The 22,067-nt window shown below is 72.9% G+C and carries 18 protein-coding genes and 1 pseudogene; 12 read left to right on the top strand and 7 right to left on the bottom strand.

All coding sequences use genetic code 11. The annotated features are described in order from the left end of the window. Nucleotides 1-276 precede the first annotated feature (276 nt). The 4 genes from ACFYS8_RS03805 to ACFYS8_RS03790 are packed head-to-tail and all read left to right on the top strand — an operon-like array spanning nt 277 to nt 7,770. Nucleotides 277-3,240 carry a lantibiotic dehydratase gene (locus tag ACFYS8_RS03805; RefSeq protein WP_387635267.1) on the top strand — a complete coding sequence of 988 codons (2,964 nt, stop codon included), beginning with the start codon at nt 277-279 and terminating at the stop codon, nt 3,238-3,240. Continuing rightward, nucleotides 3,237-4,490 carry a lanthionine synthetase C family protein gene (locus tag ACFYS8_RS03800; protein WP_387635264.1) on the top strand — a complete coding sequence of 418 codons (1,254 nt, stop codon included), beginning with the start codon at nt 3,237-3,239 and terminating at the stop codon, nt 4,488-4,490. Before ACFYS8_RS03805 ends, ACFYS8_RS03800 begins: the two co-directional genes overlap by 4 nt. Before the next feature lie 33 nt (nt 4,491-4,523). Continuing rightward, a complete protein-coding gene (gene fxlM / locus ACFYS8_RS03795; protein WP_387635261.1) occupies nt 4,524-6,599 on the top strand; it encodes a methyltransferase, FxLD system in 2,076 nt (691 codons plus the stop codon). A 4-nt stretch (nt 6,600-6,603) separates the two neighbouring features. Next, nucleotides 6,604-7,770 (top strand): hypothetical protein, encoded by a 1,167-nt coding sequence (locus ACFYS8_RS03790; RefSeq protein ID WP_387635258.1) that lies wholly within the window; start codon nt 6,604-6,606, stop codon nt 7,768-7,770. 463 nt (nt 7,771-8,233) lie between these two features. Here ACFYS8_RS03790 and ACFYS8_RS03785 read toward each other — a convergent pair whose 3' ends face one another. Next, nucleotides 8,234-8,755, bottom strand: a complete 522-nt coding sequence (locus ACFYS8_RS03785; RefSeq protein ID WP_387635256.1) for a hypothetical protein — start codon at nt 8,753-8,755, stop codon at nt 8,234-8,236. Nucleotides 8,756-8,911: 156 nt separating this feature from the next. After that, a complete protein-coding gene (locus ACFYS8_RS03780) occupies nt 8,912-9,763 on the bottom strand; it encodes a S1 family peptidase (protein WP_387635254.1) in 852 nt (283 codons plus the stop codon). Between the two features lie 278 nt (nt 9,764-10,041). Here ACFYS8_RS03780 and ACFYS8_RS03775 point away from each other — a divergent pair, with 278 nt between their 5' ends. Further along, entirely contained in the window at nt 10,042-10,563 is a 522-nt protein-coding gene (locus ACFYS8_RS03775; protein WP_387635251.1) for a PadR family transcriptional regulator, read from the top strand. Nucleotides 10,564-10,599: 36 nt separating this feature from the next. Here ACFYS8_RS03775 and ACFYS8_RS03770 read toward each other — a convergent pair whose 3' ends face one another. Beyond that, nucleotides 10,600-11,253 carry a TNT domain-containing protein gene (locus tag ACFYS8_RS03770; RefSeq protein ID WP_387635249.1) on the bottom strand — a complete coding sequence of 218 codons (654 nt, stop codon included), beginning with the start codon at nt 11,251-11,253 and terminating at the stop codon, nt 10,600-10,602. Nucleotides 11,254-11,492: 239 nt separating this feature from the next. On the opposite strand from ACFYS8_RS03770, the pseudogene ACFYS8_RS03765 reads away from it, so the two are divergent. The 4 genes and pseudogenes from ACFYS8_RS03765 (at nt 11,493) to ACFYS8_RS03750 (ending at nt 14,645) form a co-directional block, all read left to right on the top strand. After that, nucleotides 11,493-12,646 (top strand): annotated as a pseudogene (locus tag ACFYS8_RS03765) (LLM class flavin-dependent oxidoreductase). A 5-nt stretch (nt 12,647-12,651) separates the two neighbouring features. Further along, nucleotides 12,652-13,260 carry an FMN reductase gene (locus ACFYS8_RS03760; RefSeq protein ID WP_387636829.1) on the top strand — a complete coding sequence of 203 codons (609 nt, stop codon included), beginning with the start codon at nt 12,652-12,654 and terminating at the stop codon, nt 13,258-13,260. A gap of 73 nt (nt 13,261-13,333) precedes the next feature. Beyond that, entirely contained in the window at nt 13,334-13,642 is a 309-nt protein-coding gene (locus ACFYS8_RS03755) for a GNAT family N-acetyltransferase (protein ID WP_387635246.1), read from the top strand. Nucleotides 13,643-13,838: 196 nt separating this feature from the next. Next, a complete protein-coding gene (locus ACFYS8_RS03750; RefSeq protein WP_387635244.1) occupies nt 13,839-14,645 on the top strand; it encodes a DUF1028 domain-containing protein in 807 nt (268 codons plus the stop codon). A 46-nt stretch (nt 14,646-14,691) separates the two neighbouring features. Here the strand turns inward: ACFYS8_RS03750 and ACFYS8_RS03745 are convergent, their stop codons facing one another. After that, complete coding sequence (locus ACFYS8_RS03745; protein WP_387635241.1) at nt 14,692-16,017, bottom strand: erythromycin esterase family protein; 1,326 nt, start codon at nt 16,015-16,017, stop codon at nt 14,692-14,694. Between the two features lie 185 nt (nt 16,018-16,202). Continuing rightward, complete coding sequence (locus ACFYS8_RS03740; RefSeq protein WP_387635238.1) at nt 16,203-17,354, bottom strand: trans-sulfuration enzyme family protein; 1,152 nt, start codon at nt 17,352-17,354, stop codon at nt 16,203-16,205. Nucleotides 17,355-17,466: 112 nt separating this feature from the next. On the opposite strand from ACFYS8_RS03740, the gene ACFYS8_RS03735 reads away from it, so the two are divergent. Further along, nucleotides 17,467-17,946, top strand: coding sequence for an Lrp/AsnC family transcriptional regulator (locus tag ACFYS8_RS03735; RefSeq protein WP_387635235.1), 480 nt, complete (start codon nt 17,467-17,469; stop codon nt 17,944-17,946). Nucleotides 17,947-18,180: 234 nt separating this feature from the next. Further along, nucleotides 18,181-18,615 (top strand): ATP-binding protein, encoded by a 435-nt coding sequence (locus tag ACFYS8_RS03730; protein ID WP_387635233.1) that lies wholly within the window; start codon nt 18,181-18,183, stop codon nt 18,613-18,615. Nucleotides 18,616-18,768: 153 nt separating this feature from the next. Here ACFYS8_RS03730 and ACFYS8_RS03725 read toward each other — a convergent pair whose 3' ends face one another. Both ACFYS8_RS03725 and ACFYS8_RS03720 read right to left on the bottom strand, forming a co-directional pair. Next, nucleotides 18,769-19,932 (bottom strand): alpha-hydroxy-acid oxidizing protein, encoded by a 1,164-nt coding sequence (locus ACFYS8_RS03725; protein ID WP_387635231.1) that lies wholly within the window; start codon nt 19,930-19,932, stop codon nt 18,769-18,771. A 74-nt stretch (nt 19,933-20,006) separates the two neighbouring features. Beyond that, nucleotides 20,007-21,011 carry a LacI family DNA-binding transcriptional regulator gene (locus ACFYS8_RS03720; protein WP_387635229.1) on the bottom strand — a complete coding sequence of 335 codons (1,005 nt, stop codon included), beginning with the start codon at nt 21,009-21,011 and terminating at the stop codon, nt 20,007-20,009. A gap of 107 nt (nt 21,012-21,118) precedes the next feature. On the opposite strand from ACFYS8_RS03720, the gene ACFYS8_RS03715 reads away from it, so the two are divergent. Then, nucleotides 21,119-22,030 carry a helix-turn-helix domain-containing protein gene (locus tag ACFYS8_RS03715; RefSeq protein WP_387635227.1) on the top strand — a complete coding sequence of 304 codons (912 nt, stop codon included), beginning with the start codon at nt 21,119-21,121 and terminating at the stop codon, nt 22,028-22,030. The last annotated feature ends 37 nt before the right edge of the window (nt 22,031-22,067 follow it).

The following is a 22,067-nucleotide window of genomic DNA, read 5'->3' as shown; positions in this document are numbered from 1 at the left end:
ACGTGGGGGGGGGGGGGGGGGGGGCGCCCGGGGGGCGCCCCCCCCCCCCGCGCCCCCCCCCCCCCCCGCCCCGCCCCGGGGGGGGGGGGGGGCCGGGCGCCCCCCCCCCCCCCCCCCCGGCCGGCCCTGTTCCATTCGTCCGAACCGGAGGTACTCGTGCGCTCTCCCGCCAGCTACCAGGCAGCTGGGACGGCCCTTGTGCGCGCCGTCGCCCGCCCCGACCTGGCGCCGCCGGTCTGGCCTGAGCTGACCGCCACCGGGCCAGATCACCTGCCAATGTGGACGCGATGGCTGCGCACTGTCTGGTCCGACGAGCAACTCGCCGAGGCGCTCGGGCAGGCCAGCGCGGCTCTCGCCCGCCGGGTTGAGGCGCTGTGCTCCGCTGCCGCTCCGGACGCGCGGGACACACGGCGAGCTGTGCTGTCCACCGCCCGCTACCTGCTGCGTGCCACCGCCCGGCCGACACCGTTCGCCCTGTTCGCAGGCGTGCAGGCCACCACGTTCGCCCCCAACTCCCAGCTTCGCTGGGGAGAGCAGCACCAAGCCCTCGCCCGCGCCGGTGCCGAGTGGCTCGCTCTAGTGATCACCCAGCTAGAGGACTGCCCGCAGCTGCTGACCCGGCTGGAAGTAGTGGCCAACTCCAACGCGGCGGTGCGCGGTGATCGCCTTGTGGCCCCGCATCAGCCCGTATCGCGGCCTGATGGCACTACGGGAGCCGCCGAGGTGTCCGTACGCCACACCGGCGCGGTGCGCTTCGCCGTTCAGGCCGCGCAAACCCCGGTGCGTGTCCATGATTTGGCGGCAAAGCTGGGTGCGGAGTTCCCCGGCACGGCGCCTGCCCGGATCACGGCTGCGCTGACCGATCTGGTGGCAAGCCGAGTCCTGATCACCAGCCTGCACGCTCCGGCCACCGTGCCGGACGCTCTGGGGCACCTACTGGCCGCCTTGGAAGTGGCCGGTGCAGACGCTCTCCACCAGGTCGCGGCTCTTGTCATAGGCCTCCGCACCGTCCACTCCGAACTCGCCGCCCACAACCAAGCCCCCGACACAGCGCAGCGACGTCGTACCGCGCACACGATGAGCCAGCTGGCCGCGACGGAACGGCATCCGCTGGCCGTCGACCTGCGGTTGGACGCCGACCTGGTCCTTCCCGAGGCAGTCGCCCGGGAGGCGGCGCACGCAGCCGACCTCCTCGCGCGTCTGAGCGCCTTCCCGTACGGGGTGGCCGCATGGCGGGAATACCACCAGCGGTTCTACGAGCGCTACGGCCGGGGATCCCTGGTGCCGCTGCTCGACATGGTCGCCGACAGCGGTATCGGCTGGCCCGACGGCTATCCAGGCACCACCCAGGCCGCCGAGCAACCCCGCTTCTCCGAACGCGACTCAGTTCTCGCGGCACTCGCCCAACGAGCCGCCCTCGAAGACCACCGCGAAGTCGAACTCGACGAAGCCCTGCTCGCCTCCCTCTCGCTGGGGCCCGCCGAGCCGCGCCTGCCCGCACACCTGGAGATCGGGGCCCGGCTTCATGCCGGCAGTCAGCAGGCTCTGCAGCGCGGTGAGTTCCGACTGGAGGTCGTATCCGTCTCCCGCGCCGCCGGCGTCTCCGTCGGCAGGTTCCTGCCGTTGCTGGTGACCGAGCAGCGTACGGCGCTGACTTCCGCTCTCGCGGGACTGCCGACCATGGACGCCGACACCGTCACCGCCCAACTGTCCTACCCCCCGTTGGATCCGGCGACCGCCCATGTCACCCGCACCGTGCCGACCGGCCAACTCCTCATCAGCCTCGCTGAACACCGGCTTCCCGTTGCCGGCGTGCTCTTCCCCCGCGACCTAGCGGTGGGCTGCGACGGACGCCGCATGTACCTGGCCGCCCCCGACCTGGGCGTACGGATCGAGGCAGCCGGCACAAACGCGCTGAACCTTCGCACCCACACGCCACCACTGGCCCGACTGTTGACCGAACTCTCCCGTGCCCAGTGCGCCCAGGTGACCGCATTCTCCTGGGGCGCCGCCCGCACCTTGCCGTTCCTGCCGCGCCTTCGGCACGGCCGGGTCATCCTTTCCCCCGCAACCTGGCGGCTGACCGCCCGCGAGCTGCCCACCGCTGACGCCCCTTGGGACACCTGGCTGCAGGCCCTGACCTACTGGCTTGCCCGCCGCTGCGTTCCGCACCGCATCCACCTGGTCGAGGGCGACCAGCACCTGCCGCTCCACCTCAACCATCCGGGCCACCGGGCCCTGCTGCGTGCCCACCTCGCGCAGAAGCCGGTGGCCGTACTCACCGAGGCACTGCGGCCTGGTGATGCCGGCTGGGCTGGGGGCCGCGCCCATGAGATCGTCGTGCCGCTGACCGCGGCCCGCCCAGCCCTGTGGCCGCGCCTACCCAAACCGACCCGCGCCCGCGTCCTCGCCCGGGGCCACGGCGACAACCCGGGCACCTCCCGGGTGCTGCTCGCCAGCCTCTACGCCAACCTCGATCGCCAGGACACCATCCTCACAGGCCACTTGCCCGACCTACTTCAGCGCCTCGACTCGCCGCCGTGGTGGTTCGTGCGCTTCCGCGACCCACACCAGCACCTTCGCCTGCGGATCGCTCTGGACGATCCGGCCGACTTCGGTGCCGCCGCCCAGACGGTGAGCACGTGGGCCGCCGAGCTGCGCCAGGCCGGCCTGCTGGCCGAAGTCCGCTATCCCGCCTCGTTCCCTGAGACCGGCCGCTGGGGCGACGGACCCGCCTGGGACGCGGCCGAAGAGGTGTTCCGCGCCGACTCCCGCGTCCTGCTCGCCCACCTGTCCCAGCTCCACCGACCCGAGCGAACAGCGCTGCTGGCCGCCCACGCGGTGGCCATCGCCTGCGCTTTCAGCGGCGGGATGCACGCCGGCCTTCGCTGGCTCGTCGCCAATGTCCCTGCCAAGGCTCCGGCCCCTATCCCACGCCACCTCTTCGCCCAGGCCGTACGCCTCGCCGACCCTGCCGACGACTGGGCGCCCCTGCGTGCCGAGCCCACCGGCGCGGCCATCGTCGACGCCTGGGGCGAGCGGGACCAGACGGTGGCCGCCTACCGCCGCCACTTCCCCGGACCCCACACCCGGGGCGTAGACGTGGACGACGTGCTCGGCTCCCTGCTGCACGTCTCCTATGTCCGCGCCCACCGGATCGACTTCGACGATGAGGCCCACGTCCTCTACCTGGCCAGGGCCGCCGCCCTCGCCCGGCTCGCCAAGGACGGTGCACGATGACGCACCTCGCGCTGGAGATGGCCGGCGTGATCGCCGACCGCCTCGCCGCCCCCGGCGACCTGCCTGCCGCCTGGACGACCCGTCCCCAGTGGCGCCAGTCGTTGGCCCACGGCGCTCCGGGCATCGCGCTGCTCCACATCGAGCGGGCCGCCGCCGGCCTCGGCACCTGGCAACGCGCTCACGACTGGCTGCGGTTCACCACGAGCGCGCCGATCACCAGCGGCCCGGACAGCTACCTGCATTACGGTGCACCGGCCGTCGCCCACGCCCTCACCAGTGCTGCCCGCGCACGCCCCGGCACCTACACGCGCGCCCTGGCCGGCCTCGATCAGATCGTCGCGTCCGACGCGACGCGACGCGTCGAGGCCGCTCACGCGCGCATCGATCGCGGCGACCGCAGTGCGCTGGCCGAGTTCGACGCCATCCGGGGCTTGGCCGGCCTCGGTGCCCACCTGCTGCGCCGCGACCCCGACGGCCCCGCGCTCCTCAGAGTCCTCTCCTACCTGGTCCGCCTGACCGAGCCGCTCGAGCGTGACGGTGCCCTGCTGCCCGGCTGGTGGGCAGCGAGCGGGCCATCCGGCCGCGCGGATGACCGGTACGCCGGTGGTCACGCCAACAACGGGATGGCGCACGGGATCGGCGGCCCGCTCGCCCTACTCGCCCTCGCTCTGATGAACGGGGTGAAGATCGACGGGCAACTGGAGGCGATCGACCGTGTCCTGTGCTGGCTGGACCGGTGGCGGGCGAGCGCGAGGTGGCCGTACTGGGTCATCCGCGACGAGCTCGACTCCGGCCGAGCCACGGCGCCGAACTCGCAACGACCGAGCTGGTGCTACGGCAGCGCTGGACTCGCCCGCGCCCAACAGCTCGCCGCCCACGCGGTCGGCGACCCTGACCGCCAGCGCGACGCGGAAACCGCCCTCATCGAAGCTCTTTCGGACCCGGCGGCGCTCGCGGCGACGACGGACATCTCGCTGTGCCACGGGTACGCCGGGCTCGCGCACATCGCCCACCGCGCGGCAGCTGACGCCACGCCGTCGACGGCCTCGCGGCTTCGAACCGTCGCCTCGACCCTGTTGGACGTCGTAAGCCCAGTCGGCGCTGATCCAGTCCAACAGACGACCACCGTGCTGGACGCAGCCGGTCCGTCCTTCCTCGAAGGCGCCGCCGGCACCGCGCTCGCCGTGATCACGCCCGCAACCGGCACGGCCCCGCTCTCCGGCTGGGACGCCTGCCTGCTCATCGCCTGACCGCTGACCGACCCGATGTGAGGACGCCCCTTGATGAACCGTTGGATCCAGCACGAGATTCGGTTTCGTGACGGCCAGAGCGCCGAGCACGCCGCCGCCCACCGCCTGGCTCCGGCGCTGACCGCCGCGAAGAGTGACCTTTCGTTGGACGGCTGGTGGTACATGCGCAAGAACCCGTTCAAGCTGCGGTATCGCGCCGAAGTTCCGGTGCCCTCCATCACCGGACTCCTTGACAGCCTCACCGCCGAAGGCCTGATCACTGGGTGGACAAACGGCATCTACGAACCGGAGACCGCCGCGTTCGGCGGCGAGCGCGGCATGGAGGTCGCCCACGAGCTGTTCCACCACGACAGCCGCTACCTCCTCGCCCGCGCCGCCCCCGCTGGCGCACCGACTCTCGGCCGACGCGAGACCACCGTTCTGCTCACCGGCGTGATACTTCGCGCCGCCGGCCTCGACTGGTACGAGCAGGGCGCCGTATGGGACCTGTTCGCCAGACTCCGCCCCGAACCCGCTGCCGTCGACCCCGAACGGGAGGCCGTTTGGACCCGGGCGATGCTGCGGCTGATGACCGTCGACACGCGGCGACTCACTAGCTCCGCCGGTCCGCTCCAAGGACAGGACGAGTGGGCCAGCGCCTTCGAGAGCGCCGGCCAGTCCCTGGCGCAGCTCGCCCGCCACGACAGCCTCACCCGGGGACTACGGGCCGTTCTGGCCCACCACCTGCTCTTCCACGCCAACCGCGCCGGGATCTCCACCGCAGACCAATCCTCCATGGCCGCACTGGCGTTGGAAGTCGTCTTCCACTCCGGCGGGGACCTCGAGTCCTCGCAGCCCACCATCCGCTCAACCACTAGGGTCGCCCAAGTGACTACTCTCAGCGATGACCAGTCCCAGTCCTCCGAGCAGCTGCGCACCGCGCTGACCGCCCGCCTGCGCGAGCAGAAGGTGATCACCACCGCTGCGGTCGAGAACGCCTTCCGCACCGTGCCCCGCGAGCACTTCCTGCCCGGTTTCCCGCTGGAGACGGCCTACGCCGACAACCCCACCTACACCAAGACCGACGGCTCCGGCACCCAGATCTCCGCCGCCTCCCAGCCGTGGATCGTCGCCCTGATGCTCGAACAGCTCGCCGCCAAGCCCGGTGAGCGCGTCTTCGAGTCCGGCGCAGGCACCGGCGTCAACGCCGCCTACCTGGGCACCGTGGTCGGCCCCGACGGCCGGGTCGTGACGGTGGACGTGGACGACGACCTCGTCGACGGCGCCCGCAAGCACCTCGTGGACGCGGGCATCACCAACGTCGAGGTCGTTCTCGGCGACGGCGCCCTCGGCCATGAGGCCGGCGCCCCCTACGACAAGGTCATGGCCACCGTCAGCACCGCCGAGATGCCGACCGCCTGGCTCCAGCAGGTCAAGCCGACCGGCCGGATCGTGGTACCACTGCGGCTGCGCGGCACCGCCAGCCGCTCCATCGCCTTCGAGCGTGGCGAGAGCGGGTGGGTATCGGTCGACAGCCAGCTCGCGGTCTTCATGCCGCTGCGCGGCAGCATGGACGACGCGCGTCGCACCCTCGCCCTCACCGAGCAGGACGACGTGACGCTGCAGGTCCACAAGGACCAGATCGACGCGGTCGACGCCGGCGCCCTGCTCGGTGTCCTCGACTCCGAGCGCCACGAGCGATGGACCGAAGTGAACATCCCCGCCGGAACGACCTACGAGTACATGGACCTGTGGCTGGCCTGCTCGCTGCCCAACTCCCTGATGCGCATGAGCGTCGGCGACGGTGCGCAGGAGCGCGGTGTCTCCCGCATGTTCGGGTGGGGTTCCATGGCGGCCGTGGCGGGCGCCTCCCTGGCCTACCTCACTATCCGCCCCGCCGAGCCCGGCGAGGACGGCCACAAGGCGTACGAGACCGGCGTCATCGGCCACGGCCCCAACGGCGCGGCACTCGCCGACCTGGTCTCGCAGGAGATCCGCACCTGGGACACCGGCTTCCGCGACCGCTCAGTCCGCTTCGAGCTCCCCTACACCCCGGCCGCCGCCGACCCGGCCGCCGGCCGCTTCGTCCTGGAACGCCCCCACCACCCCATCACCGTCAGCTGGGAGTGACCTCGTGCACCCGACCGGGCCGATAGCCCAGCGGTTCCCGCTGGTTGCCCGGATCCGGCCCGCGTGCCTGCCCCTTGAGGCCCGCCTCGGCAAGCTCAGCGAGCTTGCCGAGGCGGGCATCCGGCAGGACGACCCGGGCCTGGCATCCACCGTCTTCAACCAGGCCGCCCTGCTTGCCTCCGACCTCGCGCTACCCGGCCTCGCCCGCGAACTGTGCCACCGGCACGCCGATCTGTACCTGCGGCTCGGCCCACTGCCGGCGATGAGCGCGATCCGCGGCCTGGAACCGATCATCAACCTCGCTCGCCTGCACATCAGGGCCGGACGCGGAAGCGAGGGTCACCAGCTGCTCCTCTCCCTGTATGACGCCATCGCCACCGGCACCAGCACTGTCCTCGACGGCGTCACCGTGCCTGCCCGCCTCACCGAGACCGACGCCCAACGCGCCGAGGTGCGCGCATGGCTGTGGCGGGTCATGCTCGCCGATGGCACCCGGGCCCTCACCTGCTCCGGCCTCTGGGAGGAAGCCCTCCGACACCTCAACAACTACCGCGGTGTGGGCAACCGGATCCTCGACGGCCGCCAGGTCGCCGTTCTCGCCCGCGCCACCACCGGCGACCTTGCCGGCGCTCTCGCCCTCCTCGCGGACACCGAGCCGGGCGACCCCTGGGAGAACGCGGTCACCTCCGTCCTCACCGCCCTGTGCACACCCGGCGGCCGACAGGAAGCCGCCGCCGCACTCGACCACTGCCAAGGTCTGGAGACCGGCCCCGGCCTCGCGGTGTTCACCACCCGGCTGATACTGACCGCCATCGACGCGGCGGGCGGGACCACCAGCGAGGCCGCCCGAAGCCTCACACGGTCCCTGATCATCCATTCGATGGAATCGGACGACGGATACGCGGCTCGCGACCTCCTCGCCCACTCCGCCTACAACGACCTGCTGACCCGGGCCGAGGCCAGCTCCCTCCGCGCGGTGGTTAGGGCATGCGCGCTGGGCGCTGGCCATCTCTCAGCCGTCGGCCGGGCCCAGTTGGAGGTTGCCCTCGCAGAGGCTGCCAGGGTGCTCGAAGAGGCCCCGGTCGACCGGAGCGCGCCCGGACCCGATCCCCTTGAGCGAACCCTTCGACAGCCCCTCGAAGTGACCCAGCCATCCGTCACCCCCGGATGAGCCCAGCCAACGACCGCAGGGTCGATTAGGTCGGCCCGCGTGGACGAGCAACGTCCGACCCGCCCGGCCACGTAGGACGTCGGGCGCCGTGAGCCGCCAGGAGCAGACCGCAGGCACGCTGGCACGGTATTGGCCCGTACAGGCGCTCTGCCGAATCGTGCGTGGCGCGATGCCGCGCGGGCCCGGGGCACCGTTGGGGTGCTGTACGGCTTCGCCTTCGGTCTCGATGACAGGCTTGGCAGCCAAGAGCTCCTGGCCGCACCTCAGGCCGCTTCGGAAGCGTTCCAGATCGGTTGCGCGAAGGGCTTGGTCGCGGCGGCCATTGTTCCGTGGAAGGACCGTGTGCTGTCTGCTGCTCCGCCACGAGTCCGTGTTCAACGCCGCCGGAAGAGCTCCAGAGAGGCCCGCCGCAAGAAGTGAGCTGCCGCGAGGGTGGCCGGGGGCGGTGCGGCGCTCCGGCCGGTCAGTGGGACGTGGCCAGGAGCCAGACCGCGATGGCGAGGAGCGGGAGCAGGAGCAGGTCGGGCCATTCGATGCGGAGCGTCCGTGCGGCGCGCGCGGGTTCGGTCGCCGGTTCCGTCGCTCTGGCCTCCTTGGCGAGGCGGCGCACTGTGCGGCGGGCGTTCCGCACCTGCCCGCCGTCGAAGACGGACAGCGACATCGCCCACAGGAAGACCTCGCCGATCCCGTCCACCGTCACCGCGCTGCCCCCGGACCGCCCGACCGGGTGGGCCGAGCGCAGCGGGACGTCGTAGGTGACGAAGGGGTTCACCACGACGAGCCGGTCGTCCTCGGTGTACACCCGGGGTGACACCCCGAAGCGGCGGAAGATCCAGGCCAGGGCGGCCGGCAGGGCCGTGGCGAGCACCGCGTCCCAGGGCCGGGAGAGGCCGCCGCCGTCCACGAGCAGGAAGACGAGCAGCACCGGCTGCGCGGCGATCAGCGCCCAACTGGCCACGGCCAGCGGCAGGTTGCGGTACCTCATGGGTGTTCCGCCGTGCGGTCCTGCCGCGAAGGGCCACGGTGCGTCCGGGTGTTCATTCGGTGCGTGTTCCTGGAGGTGGTGCCGGTAGGGCGGCGCCCGGGTCGGCGAACCGTATCACCGGCCGCGGGCACTGCCTCCACCGTGTCGTGCGGGGGATCAGTACAGCGAGACGCCGTACGCGGCGGCGGCCGCCGTGACGGGCTGGAAGAAGGTGGTGCCGCCGGAGGTGCAGTTGCCGCTGCCGCCGGAGGTGAGGCCGAGGGCCTTGGTGCCGTCGTAGAGCGGGCCGCCGGAGTCGCCGCCCTCGGCGCAGACGTTGGTCTGGATCAGGCCGCGGACGGTGCTGCCGTCGGAGTAGCGGACGGTGGCGTTCAGGGCGGTGACGGTGCCGCCGTGGGTGCCGGTGGTGGAGCCGGTGCGCTTGACGGATTCGCCGACGTACGCGCTGGCCGCCGTGTAGCCGCCGGGGTGGCTGGTCGAGCTGTACTTCACCAGCGCGTAGTCGGTGCCCGGGAAGCTGGAGCTGACGGTGGAGCCGACCGCCGTGGACTGGCCGGAGTTGCTGTACCAGGTGCTGGCGATGTTGCCGCAGTGGCCGGCGGTCAGGAAGTAGTAGACGCCGCCCTTGACCACGTTGAAGCCCAGCGAACACCGGTAGCCGCCACCGTAGATGGCCGCACCCGCGGAGAGCAGGGGGTTGAACGTTCCTGCGGTGCGCTCGATCTTGAGATGCTTCGTCCCGGCGGCCTTGCCGAGTTTGGCGAGCGCGGCGGGGCCGACGCTGCTGTCGGCCGTCACGACGACCTGGCCGGTGGCCTGGTCGGTGTGCCAGGCGATGCCGTTGACGCCGGCCTGCTCGACCGCGGTGCTGACCTGGGCCAGCGTGCCGGCGTCCGCGACGCCGTCGGCCGCGACGGCGCTGGGCGCCGCGAGCGCGGTCGCCGCGGCGAGGGCGACGGCGACGGCGAGCAGGCGTCCGCGGGACGGCGACGTGGGGGTGGTGCGCATGGTCCTCACAGTTCTCCTCCTGAGGGGTGGGGGAGGCCCGCGCAAGTGACGGGCCGTGAGGCGCGGGCAGGCGGCGATCGCGGACCGGTCGACTCGTGGCCCCAGGTCTGATCTGCCCCTGACAAGCGCTATCCCGGGAGTATTCGCCAGGAGTTGGAGCGGCACAAGACCCCCGACCGAGCTTTCCGGCCACCCGCACCGGCTGCGCACCGCCGCGCACCGGGGCCCGCCAAGGCGCCGAGGATCACCCAGCGAGTGGCGGCCCGTACGATCGCCGCATGTCACTGCCGCACGCGATCCTCACCGCCCTGCTGGAGAAGCCGTCCTCGGGGCTGGAGTTGACCCGGCGGTTCGACCGGTCGATCGGGTTCTTCTGGTCGGCGACGCACCAGCAGATCTACCGCGAGCTGGGGCGGCTGGAGCGCGAGGGGCTGGTGCGGGCGTCGGGGCCGGGGGCGGGGCGTGGGCAGCGCAAGGAGTACGAGGTGTTGCCGGCGGGGCGGGAGCGGCTGCGCGAGTGGGTCGGGCAGGCGCAGGACCCGAAGCCGATCCGGGACCCGCTCCTGCTGCGGCTGCGCGCCGCGGCGGTGCTCGGTGTGGACGGCTTGGAGGAGGAGCTGGCGCGTCACCGGGAGCTGCACCGGGCGCAGTTGGCCGAGTACCTGGAGATCGAGCGCCGCGACTTCCCGCCGGAGCGGGCGGAGACGGAGAACCGCCTGCAGCACATGGTGCTGCAGGCGGGCGTCCAGCTGGAGTCGTTCTGGCTGGCCTGGCTGGACCAGGCGCTGGAACGGAGTTGAGCGAGGCCCGGGTGCCGGAGGGCAGTTGGGCGCCGGTCAGACCAGTCGCGCCAGGTACCCGTTGTCCACCAGCCACCCGACGTTGATCCGCTCCGGCGCGCCGGGCACCAGCGCGGCGTCCAGCTGGTACTGGAGGCCGAGGCCGGGCTGCCCGAACCAGGGGGCGATCGGGCCGGAGTGCACGGTGAACGCCTTGAGCACCCGGTAGTCGTGGTAGTTGCAGCCCGCGGCCGGGTTGCCGTCGAGGCTGGACGGCGGGATCGAGCGGGTGGCGTACGGCAGGCCCTCGGGGGCGAGGAAGGAGCCGTACTCGCTGCCGTAGCGGTCGATCGTCTGGCCGGGGTCGAGGGTGGTGTTGTACTCGATCGGGGTGCCGTCGGGCATCAGCACGTAGCCGTTGGACGGCGGGTACTTCCAGCTGCCGGCCGCGCTGTCGTAGTACGTGTTGAGGAACTGCTGCTCGCTCATCAGCCCGGTGCGCAGGTAGCCGAACAGCTGGCGGCCGACCGCTCCGGCGTTGGGCAGTTGGGCCGGGCCGAGCCGGGAGTCGCCGTGCTGGAAGTCGGCGGAGCACTCGGTGGTGACGGTGATCCGCAGCTCGGCGGGCGTCGCGGCGGACGCGACGGGGGCGGCGGTCGCGAACAGGGCGACGGTGGCGACGAGCGGGGCGAGGAACTTGCGCAGGCGCACGGACACTCCGGTGGGGGCGGCTGGACGGCAGGGGCGCGGCCGGTGACGGTCCGCACCTGAAGGCGTGCACCAGGTAAGCGGAATGTCTGACCATCAGTCAACTCTGCGTATCCGACCAACTGCCGAGAGTGTCGGCGTTTCGGTCAACCGCCGAGGAATCCTGGCGGGAATAGGCCGGGGTGGCATCCCGTTGCACCGGCTGGTTGAATGTTGAATCAACCGAGAAGGAGTTGAGAGCGGTGCAGTTCGGCATCTTCAGCGTCGGCGACGTGACCACCGACCCCACCACCGGTCGGACCCCCAGCGAGCACATGGGGGCACCTCCCAGCCCCCAGGGGCTGGGGGAGGATCAAGGCGATGGTCGCCATCGCGCTCAAGGCCGAGGAGGTCGGCCTCGACGTGTTCGCCACCGGCGAGCACCACAACCCGCCGTTCGTCCCGTCCTCGCCGACCACCATGCTCGGCTACATCGCGGCCCGCACCGAGAAACTGATCCTCTCCACCTCCACCACGCTGATCACCACCAACGACCCGGTGAAGATCGCCGAGGACTTCGCGATGCGGATGGGGGCACCTCCCAGCCCGCCAGGGCTGGGGGAACCTCGCGAACGGCCGGGTGGACGTGATGATGGGCCGTGGCAACACCGGCCCCGTCTACCCGTGGTTCGGCAAGGACATCCGCCAGGGCATCCCGCTCGCCATCGAGAACTACGCGCTGCTGCACCAGCTCTGGCGCGAGGAGAACGTCGACTGGCAGGGCCGCTTCCGCACCCCGCTGCAGTCCTTCACCTCCACCCCGCGCCCGCTCGACGACACCCCGCCGTTCGTCTGGCACGGCTCGATCCGCAGCCCCGAGATCGCCGAACAGGCCGCCTACTACGGCGACGGCTTCTTCGCCAACAACATCTTCTGGCCCAAGGAGCACTTCCAGCGCCTGGTCAACCTCTACCGCGAGCGGTACGCGCACTACGGCCACGGCACCGCCGAGCAGGCCGTCGTCGGCCTCGGCGGGCAGGTCTTCATCCGCAAGAACTCGCAGGACGCGGTGCGCGAGTTCCGCCCGTACTTCGACAACGCCCCCGTCTACGGGCACGGGCCCTCGCTGGAGGAGTTCACCGAGCAGACGCCGCTGACCGTCGGCAGCCCGCAGGAGGTCATCGAGAAGACCCTGAGCTTCCGCGAGACCTTCGGCGACTACCAGCGCCAGCTGTTCCTGATGGACCATGCCGGACTGCCGCTGAAGACCGTGCTGGAGCAGCTCGACCTGCTCGGCGAGGAGGTCGTTCCGGTACTGCGCAAGGAGTTCGCCAAGAACCGCCCCGCCGAGGTCCCGGACGGGCCCACCCACGCCGCGCTGGTGGCAGCCGGGCAGCAGGAGGAGGTCGCCAAGTGAGCGCGCTGAAACTGGTCGTGGTGACGGCGGGGCTCTCCGTCCCGTCCTCCACCAGGCTGCTCGCCGACCGCCTGGCCGGCGCCGCCGCCCGCGAACTGGGCGGTGCCGGGCGGGAGGTGGACGTCCGGGTGGTCGAACTGCGGGAGCTCGCCCGGGACATCGCGGACAACCTGGTCACCGGCTTCCCGCCGCCCGCGCTGCGCGACGCCGTGCGGGCGGTCGAGGAGGCGGACGGGCTGATCGCCGTCACGCCGATCTTCTCCGCCTCCTACAGCGGGCTGTTCAAGTCCTTCGTCGACGTGCTCGACAAGGACGCGCTGACCGGCACCCCCGTGCTGATCGCCGCCACCGGCGGCACCGCCCGGCACAGCCTCGCCCTCGAACACGTGATGCGGCCGCTCTTCGCGCACCTGCGCGCGGTGGTGGTCCCCACCGCGGTCTTCGCCGCCTCCGAGGACTGGGGCGCGAACGGGGCCGACGGCTCGTTGGCCGGCCGGATCGACCGCGCCGCCCGCGAACTCGCCGCCCTGCTGGCCGGGCGGCCCGCCGCGACGCACCAGGACGAGCAGGTTGTGCCCTTCGCGCAACAACTCGCTGCGCTACGAGGACAGTGACGGGCCCTCGATGCCCTATCTTCCGACCGAGAGCCCCGACACCCAGGAACCCCGACACCCAGGAGCGTGCGCCATGGAACCCCAGGTCACCGACAACACCGAACAGTCCCGCTTCGAGATCACCACCGACGCCGGACTGGCCGGATTCGCCGAGTACCAGCTCCGTGACGGCGGGCAGATCGCCTTCGTCCACACCGTCATCGACCCGGCTTTCGAGGGCCAGGGCCTGGGCGGCAAGCTGGCCCGCGCCGTCCTCGACACGGCGCGCGAGCGCGGCCTGGGCGTCCTGCCGTACTGCCCGTTCATCCGAGGCTGGATCGCCAAGCACCCCGAGTACGTCGACCTGGTGCCGGAGGACAAGCGCGCCAAGTTCGACCTCTGAGCCGTCGCGCGGACGGCGGACGGCGGGTGCCGGGGACGAGACCGGCGCCCGCCGCAGCATTTCGCCCGTCGCGCGCGACCCTGTATGCCGCTATGCCGCTTTGCCGCTATGCCGCTATGCCGCGGAACTTGACGGAATGTGCCAAACCGGGACTCACCGTGGACGAAACGTTCCTGCACAGCTATCGTCGCCGCTCGTGACCTTCTCCATCGTCGCTCGGCACGGAAACGCCTATGGCGTGGCCGTGGCCAGCAAGTTCCTCGCTGTCGGCGCCCTCGTTCCGGCCGCCGAGATCGGCACCGGCGCCCTCGCCTCCCAGGCCTGGGCCAACCTCGCCTACCGCCCGCAGGGCATGGCGATGCTGCGCAGCGGCGCCTCGCCCGCCGACACCGTCGCGGCGCTGCTCGCCGCGGACGGCGGGCGGGTGCACCGCCAGCTCGGCGTGGTCGGCCCGGAGAGCGCCGTCAGCTGGACCGGCGAGGAGTGCCTGCCCTGGGCGGGCGGGGTGTCCGGCCCGGACTACGCGATCCAGGGCAACATCCTGACCGGGCCGGAGGTGGTCGGCGAGATGGCGGACGCCTGGCTGGACTCCGCCGAACTCCCGTTCGCCGAGCGACTGTTGGCCGCCCTCACGGCGGGTGACGCGGCCGGCGGCGACTCCCGCGGTCGGCAGAGCGCCGGGCTGTACGTGGTTGAGCCCGGCAAGGGCGTCGGCGGCTGGGGCGACACCTCGCACGACCTGCGGGTCGAGGACCACGCGGACCCGGTCGGCGAACTGCGCCGCCTGCTCGCCCTGCACGAGATCCTGCACGGTACCCCGGACCCGGACTCGCTGCTCGCGCTCGACGGCGAACTCGCCGACGAGGTCGGCGCGTTGCTCGCCAAGCTCGGCCACGACGAGCTCGACCGCTGGGCCGGGGTGGAGAACCTCGAGGGCCGGCTGGTCGAGGGCCGGATCGACCCGCTGGTGCTGAACCACCTGCGCACCGTCGCCGCCGGCTGACCGCAGCCGGGTCTGGGCGCGCAGCCGGGTCGGGGCGCAGCCGGGTTCAGGGCGTCAACTCCCTTGCGGCCGTCACCTCGTGCAGGTGGACCAGGACGTCGTAGGCCGTGCCGACGGCGAGTTCCGGCAGGGGCGTCGTGAAGGTGGTCCCCGCGTCGTACGTCGGGCGCGGGGTCGCCAGCCAGTTGCTCGCTGCGGCGGGCAGCCGGCGCAGCGGCACGTAGTAGTCGACGTGGCGGACCTGGTCGAGGACGTACTCGACGCTGCCGGGCGCGGCGGGCGGGAGGCTGACCGGCCCCCACGCGCCGCCCGCGCCGTCGCCGGTGGTGAGGAAGGTGCCGCGGTCGAAGGTGGTGCCGATCGCGGTGTAGTGGTCGCCGAGGGCCTGGCGCAGCTGCGCGCCCTGCGGGTGCGGGTAGAGCTCCGGCATGGTGGAGGCGTAGCCGGCATGGCCGTTGTGCGCGGAGACCAGGATGCGGTGGCCGGTCCGCCGCTGCCACCACAGGACGTTGTGCGCCATGGCGCGGTCGCGGAGCTGCTCGGCGGCCGCGACCGTCGCCGGGTCGCCGGGGTCGATGGTGAGGAAGGCGCAGGTGTCGGCGATCACCCGGGCGTGCTGCTCGGCCCACGGGTCGCCCGCCGAGGACGCCAGCTCGAAGGCCTTGCGGGCGAGTTCGGCGTTGGCGCGGCGCTCGGCGAGCGGGCGGCCGAGGTAGCCGAAGACGTCGTCCAGCGGGCGCAGCGGCGCGTACAGGTCGGTGAGCCGGGCCCGATCCTGGGGGCGGGCGAGGTCGAGGACGCGTTGGAAGACCCGGTCGCCGAGGCCGGGCAGGCCGAGGTCGTCGCCGAGAAAGCGGACGGGGCGGCCGGGGTGGCGGCGGTTGTGGTCCCGCATCCAGCCGATCAGGTCGGCGAACTCCTCGCGGTGCCACGGCGATCCGGCGAAGGCGCGGTCGGCGACCTGGCGGGCGTCGCCTTCGCCGCCCTGGAGGAACTCGTCGATCTCCAGGCCGGTGGTCCAGCTCGCCTCCAGGGCGAAGGTGGTGAAGCCGCGCTCCTCGACCAGGTGGCGGAAGAGCCGGTGCTTGAGCGTGAAGAACTCGTGGGAGCCGTGGGTGGCCTCGCCGAGGCCGACGACCAGCGAGTCGCCGATCAGGTCGCCGAGCGCCGCCAGGTCGGTGCTGCGGCCGCCCGGCGCGGTGGTGCGCAGGGGGTGCGCGGCGGCCTCCAGCTGCTTGACCACGAGCAGTTCCTGGCGGTCCGTACGGTCGGCCGCGGCGGCGGCCGGGATGTGCAGCGCGGGGACGGCGAGGGCCGCGGTGGTGGCGGCGAGCAGGCCGCGCCTGCTGAGGTGCCGGTGGTGAGCCGTCATGGTCGTGTCTCCGTGTCCGGGCCGCCGGGTGCGGCCCTGGTGACGATCATGGTTCGGCGGGGCGGTGCGACGCGCTGGGGCGTGCCACCGGAAGGGTGCGGGGGAAATCCCCCGCACCGGGGGGTGGTTGCCCGGTGGGCCGACGTCACCGGCTCGGGGATGGCCGACGTCGGCCGGGGGCCGTGCTACCGGAGCAGCGCCTTGGCGAGGTCCGCCTCCAGGTCGGCCGGGTCCTCGAGGCCGACCGACAGCCGCAGCAGGGCGGGGACGGGCTTGTGGGCGGCGGCGACCGGGCGGTGGGTGAGCGAGGCCGGGTGCTGGATCAGGGTGTCCACGCCGCCGAGCGAGACCGCGTGGGTGATCAGCTCGCAGTGCTCGGCGATCGCCGCCGCGTGCTCGAAGCCGCCTGCCGCCTCGAACGCCAAGGTGCTGCCGCCGCCGAGGAGTTGACGTCCGAGCAGCGGGGAGCCGGAGCGGCCGGGGTAGTGCACGGCCGTCACCTCGGGCTGCTCGGCGAGCCAGTCGGCGAGCCGGGCGGCGCTTTCCGAGGCGGCCCGCACCCGCAGCGGCAGGGTCTGCAGGCCGCGGTGCAGCAGGTAGCCGGCCAGCGGGTGCAGGATCGCGCCGGTGACGGCGCGGACCCGGCGCAGCCGCTCGGCCCACTCGGTGGTGCAGGCGACGGCGCCGGCCAGCACGTCGCCGTGGCCGCCGATCGACTTGGTCGCGGAGTGCAGCACCAGCGCGGCGCCGAACTCGGCGGGGCGCTGCAGCACCGGGGTGGCGAAGGTGTTGTCGACCATCAGCGGTGCGTCGCCGCACTGGTGGGCGATCGCGGCCAGGTCGACCAGGTCCAGGGTGGGGTTGCCGGGCGTCTCCACCAGGACGAGCCCGGTGTCGGGGCGGACGGCGGCGGCGACGGTGTCCGGGGTGGCCCAGGTGACTTCGGTGCCGAGCAGGCCGGAGTCCAGCAGGTGGTCCGAGCCGCCGTACAGCGGGCGCACCGCGACCACGTGCCGTCGGCCCTCCGAGGCGGCGGCCAGCAGGCAGGCGGTGAGCGCGGCCATGCCGGAGGAGAACGCCACCGTTTGGGCGCAGCCCTCCAGTTCGGCCAGCGCGTTCTCGAAACGGGCGACGGTGGGGTTCCACAGCCGCTGGTAGACCAGCCCGCCCTCGGCGGGCGGCCGTCCGCCGGTGGCCAGCGCCTGGTAGGCGTCGCCGCCGGCGGCGAGGTCGGGCACCGGGTAGGTGGTGGACAGGTCGAGCGGGGGGACGTGCGTGCCGAGGCCGGCGAGGTCGTCGCGGCCGGCGTGCACGGCTCTGGTGTCGAGTCGGCTCATGGCCGTTGATGGTGAAGTTGATGCCGCGAGAAGGCCAGAGGGACAATCGATCATTCGGTTCGGAGGGGGTGCGGTCTTGCGAATGTTCGACCCGGGCCGCCACGCTGGTGGCGTGCCGAACATTCCACGGGCCCGCGCGGCGCTGGACGAGACCGACCGGGCGATCGTCCGGGCGCTGCTGGCGAACGCCCGGATGGCCAACAACGCGCTGGCGGAACTGGTCGGGATCGCCCCGTCCACCTGTCTGACCCGGGTGCGGGCGCTGCGCGAGCGCGGGGTGATCCGCGGCTACCACGCGGAGGTCGACCTGCCGGCCGTCGGGCTGTCGCTGCAGGCGATGATCTCGGTGCGCCTGCGGGCGCACACCGTGGAGCAGAACGGCAGTTTCCGGGCGGCCGCGCCCCAACTGCCCGGGGTGCTGGCGGTGTTCCACATGGCGGGCAGCGAGGACTACCTGCTGCACGTGGCGGTGGCCGACCCGGAGGCGCTGCGCTGCTTCGTGGTGGAGCACCTGACGACGCATCCGGCGGTCGCCCAGACCCGCACCAACCTGGTGTTCGAGCGGATCCCGGGCGCCACGCCCGCGATCTGAGGTCCGATACCACGCGCCGTCGGTAGCCCCCGCCGCAGGAGCCGTGCGGGGGTGGCGAGTTGTGGCCACTGTCCACCATCCGCCGCCGCATCCGGGGCCTTTCGGCCTTACCGTACTGGTTGACGGTAATCTGTCCGGTCCGTCCGGACGGGGCAGGGCTGCCGAGCCCCGGCGCGGCCGGACGACGGCGCTCCCGCTCCGACCCCGGTCGCCCCCGCTGTGAAGGGACCGACCATGGCTGTCGCGGACCCACCCCAGACCGTGCGGTACTGCCTGAGCCTGGCGACCGTACCCGCGTCCGTGCCCGAGGCGCGGCGCGGTGTGCGTGCCGAACTGGCCGCCCGCGGCCTGGACGCGGACCATCCGCTGACCGACACCGTGCTGCTGGTGGTCAGCGAACTGGTCACCAACACGGTCCGCCACGCGGCCGTGCGCTCGCCCCGCACCACACTCCAACTGGACTTCGCGGCGGACGAGTTGACGGTCCGGGTGCACGACCGGCACCCGCACTGCCCGCACCGCCGGGAGACGCCGCACCCGGACGGCAGCGGCGGCTGGGGCCTGAACCTGGTGCACGAGCTGGCGCAGCTCGCCGGCGGCGGCACCGCGACGCTGGCCGACGCGGACGGCGGCGGCAAGACCATGCTGGTGCGGCTGCCGCTCGGCTGAGCCCGGGGGAGGGGAGTTGGCGCGGGGCCGGCGCCGTGTCCCGGCGGACGCCGGTTGGGAAGACGATCGGAGGACGACCCCGCGGCCCCACTCTGCTGCATGCTCTCCGTTATTGCAAGTAAGTCGCAATAAGGGCCGTAACTTGCGACGGCCTCAGCAGCGGCGCAGCGCCCCCGGCACCCGCAGCGACTCCAGCGACGGATAGCCGTCCACCGCCATCAGCAGATCCGCCTCCGCCAGCAGCGACCGCAGCACGTGCACCACCCCCGCCTCGCCGCCCAGCGCCAGCCCGTACACGTACGGCCGGCCCACCCCCACCGCCGTCGCACCCAGCGCCAGCGCCTTCACCGCGTCCGCGCCGCTGCGCACCCCCGAGTCGAACAGCACCGGCAGGCCGTCCGCCGCCGCCACCGCCTCGGCCAGCGACTCCAGCGCCGGCAGCCCGCCGTTCGCCTGCCGGCCGCCGTGGTTGGAGCAGTAGACGCCGTCCACGCCCGCGTCCTTCGCCCGCCGGACGTCCTCCGGGTGGCACAGGCCCTTCAGGATCAGCGGCAGCGAAGTCAGCGAACGCAGCCACGGCAGGTCGTCCCAGGTCAGCGGGTTGCCGAAGATCTGCACCCAGTCCATCACCGCGCCGCGCGGATCCCCGTCCGGGTCCTTGAGCCTCGCCCGGAACACCGGGTCCGAGGTGTAGTTCGCCAGACAGTGCCCGCGCAGCTGCGGGAAGCTGCCACCGCCCAGGTCGCGCGGCCGCCAGCCCGTCACCCAGGTGTCCAGCGTCACCACGATGCCCTTGAACCCGGCCGCCTCCGCCCGGTGCACCAGCGACTCCGCGAGCGCCCGGTCGGTCGGCGTGTACAGCTGGAAGAACCCCGGGGTGTCGCCCAGCTCCGCCGCCACCCGCTCCATCGGATCCACCGACAGCGTCGACGCGACCATCGGCACCCCCGTGCGGGCCGCCGCCCGGGCCGCCGCCAGATCCCCGTGCCCGTCCGGCGCGCACAGCCCCAGCACCCCGACCGGGGCCATGAACAGCGGCGACGCCAACTCCAGACCGAACAGGTCCACCCGCAGGTCCCGCTCCTTCGCGCCCACCAGCATCCGCGGCACCAGCCCCCAGCGCTCGAACGCCGCGACGTTCGCCCGCTGGGTGTGCTCGTCGCCCGCGCCGCCCGCCACGTACGACCACACATCCGGCGCCAGCGTCTGCTGCGCCCGCTCCGCCAGGCCCGCGAACGTCATCGGGAACCTGGGCGCGACGCCGAACAGCGCCTCGAAATAGATCTCGTTCTGGTAGTCGCCGAACTGCGGGGCCATCCGCGCTCCTCAGGGCTGGTTTCCGGTGGCGGCCACCCTCCATCCGCTACCGGCGGGTAGTCAAGGGCTCGCCGTCACGGGCCTGCCATCACGGGGTTGCCGCGCAGCACCAGCCGGGTCGGCACCGTCTCGGTGCGCGGCGGCGAATCGTCCCCGTCCAGCCGGGCCAGCGCCAGCCGCACCGCCGCCGCACCCAGCTCCGCCGGGGCCTGCGCCACCGCCGACAGCGGCGGATCCAGCACCTCCGCCAACGGCAGGTCGTCGAACGCCAGCACCGCCACCTCGCGACGGCCCGCCCGGCCCAGCGCCAGCACCGCACCCGTCGCCGCGTTCACATTCGACGCGAACAGCGCCGTCGGCGGATCCGGCAGCGCCAGCAGCCGCAGCACCGCGTCCGCCGCGTCCGCCGTCGTCCGGGCATCCGCGACCAGCACCTCGTCGACCGGGACGCCGGCCTCCGCCAGCGCGTCCCGGTAGCCCGCCAGGCGCTCCCGGCGGGTGTACAGCTCCGGCGGCAGATCACCCAGGAACGCCACCCGCCGGTGCCCCGCGCCCAGCAGCTGCGCCACGCCCTCGCGGGCACCCGCCCGGTTCGACGACACCACACAGTCCGCGTCCGGCCCCGGACGGTCCACGAACACCAGCGGCACCCCCGCCGCCCCCGCCTGCGCCAACGCCTCCCCGCCCGCCGCCGGCACCACCAGCAACGCCGCCGTCCGACGCGCCAGGAAATCGCCCACCACTTCCGCCTCACGCACCGGGTCACCGCCCGAACACCCCAGCAGCACCGTCAGCCCACGCGCCCGCGCCGCCTCCTCCACCCCGCCCGCCAGCGCCCCGAAGAACGGATTGCCCAGATCCGGCACCACCAGCCCCACCGTCGAATCCGGGCCGCCCGTCCGAATGCTCCGCGCCAACAGGTTCGGCCGGAAACCCAACCGCTCCGTCACCGCCAGCACCCGCGCCCGGGTCGCCGCCGCCACCGGACCGTCCCCGTTCACCACCCGCGACACCGTCTTCGCACTCACCCCCGCCTCACGCGCCACATCGTGCAACGTCGAACGCCGCTCCATCCCCACTCCCCGTTCCCGTCCCGCCGGCCCCACTGTCCCGCTTTCCCGCCGACCGTACCGCCGCCCTCCCGGCGGAAGATCCACCGGAGGTAGCCTGGCTGCGGGTGGTGACCATGCGAGCCAGCGACAACCCGACGTCCGGGACGACGATCCCCGAGGTCCCCTTCGCCGCGCCACCCGGCACACCGGCCGGCGTCGAAGTACTGACCCTCGCCGAACTGCGCGCCCGCCGCGACACCGCCGCCGACCGCGCCTTCCACCGCCCCCAGCGGCCCGCCTTCCACCACCTCCTCACCCTCGACAGCGGCACCCTCCACCACACCGTCGACTTCACCGAACACGCCGTCCACCCCGGCAGCTGGCTCTGGGTCCGGCCCGGACAGGTCCAGCAATGGGGCGAGCTCGACGACGCCGACGGCACCCTCGTCCTCTTCGAACCCGGCTTCCCCGACCCCGCGACAGTCGCCGCCGCCCGCCTCGACGACCCCTTCGCCGCCGCCGTCCTGCACACCACCGGCACCTCCCGCGACGCCCTCCGGCACGCGCTCCGCCACCTCGAACACGAATACGCCTCCGGCGCCGACCTCCCCGCCGACATCCACCACGCCCTGCTCCGCCACCTCCTCGCCGCACTCCTGCTGCGCCTCGCCAACCCCGCCACCCCCTGCGGCAGCGCGACTGCCGAACCCGGCGAGACCTACCGCCGCTTCCGCCACGCCGTCGAACACCACTTCACCCGCACCCGCCGCGTCGAGGACTACGCCAAAGCCCTCGGCTACTCCCCCCGCACCCTCTCCCGCGCCACCCTCGCCGCCGCAGGCATCGGCGCCAAGGAATTCGTCGACCGCCGCGTAGTCCTCGAAGCCAAACGCCTCCTCGCCCACAGCGACACCCCCGCCGCCCGCATAGCCGACCACCTCGGCTTCGCCGACGCCGCCAACTTCGCCAAGTTCTTCCACCAACGCACCGGCACCACCCCCATCGCCTTCCGCACAGCGGTCCGTGGGACCGCGGAAGAGACGTGAGCGGCACCAGCCAGACCTTGCCCGCGCAGCGTTGTCT

This window comes from Kitasatospora sp. NPDC004615, assembly GCF_042873545.1.
Taxonomy (GTDB): Bacteria; Actinomycetota; Actinomycetes; order Streptomycetales; family Streptomycetaceae; genus Kitasatospora.
The sequence above is the reverse complement of the archived record's forward strand: the minus strand, read 5'-3'. Positions and strand labels throughout refer to the sequence as shown.

Excerpts from the sequence above, each read along its gene's own strand:
- ACFYS8_RS03805 (WP_387635267.1), top strand. The coding sequence starts at position 277 with ATGTGGACGCGATGGCTGCGCACTGTCTGGTCCGACGAGCAACTCGCC.
- ACFYS8_RS03800 (WP_387635264.1), top strand. The coding sequence starts at position 3,237 with ATGACGCACCTCGCGCTGGAGATGGCCGGCGTGATCGCCGACCGCCTC.
- fxlM (WP_387635261.1), top strand. The coding sequence starts at position 4,524 with ATGAACCGTTGGATCCAGCACGAGATTCGGTTTCGTGACGGCCAGAGC.
- ACFYS8_RS03785 (WP_387635256.1), bottom strand. The coding sequence starts at position 8,755 with ATGAGGTACCGCAACCTGCCGCTGGCCGTGGCCAGTTGGGCGCTGATC.
- ACFYS8_RS03780 (WP_387635254.1), bottom strand. The coding sequence starts at position 9,763 with ATGCGCACCACCCCCACGTCGCCGTCCCGCGGACGCCTGCTCGCCGTC.
- ACFYS8_RS03775 (WP_387635251.1), top strand. The coding sequence starts at position 10,042 with ATGTCACTGCCGCACGCGATCCTCACCGCCCTGCTGGAGAAGCCGTCC.
- ACFYS8_RS03755 (WP_387635246.1), top strand. The coding sequence starts at position 13,334 with ATGGAACCCCAGGTCACCGACAACACCGAACAGTCCCGCTTCGAGATC.
- ACFYS8_RS03745 (WP_387635241.1), bottom strand. The coding sequence starts at position 16,017 with ATGACGGCTCACCACCGGCACCTCAGCAGGCGCGGCCTGCTCGCCGCC.
- ACFYS8_RS03740 (WP_387635238.1), bottom strand. The coding sequence starts at position 17,354 with ATGAGCCGACTCGACACCAGAGCCGTGCACGCCGGCCGCGACGACCTC.
- ACFYS8_RS03730 (WP_387635233.1), top strand. The coding sequence starts at position 18,181 with ATGGCTGTCGCGGACCCACCCCAGACCGTGCGGTACTGCCTGAGCCTG.
- ACFYS8_RS03725 (WP_387635231.1), bottom strand. The coding sequence starts at position 19,932 with ATGGCCCCGCAGTTCGGCGACTACCAGAACGAGATCTATTTCGAGGCG.
- ACFYS8_RS03715 (WP_387635227.1), top strand. The coding sequence starts at position 21,119 with ATGCGAGCCAGCGACAACCCGACGTCCGGGACGACGATCCCCGAGGTC.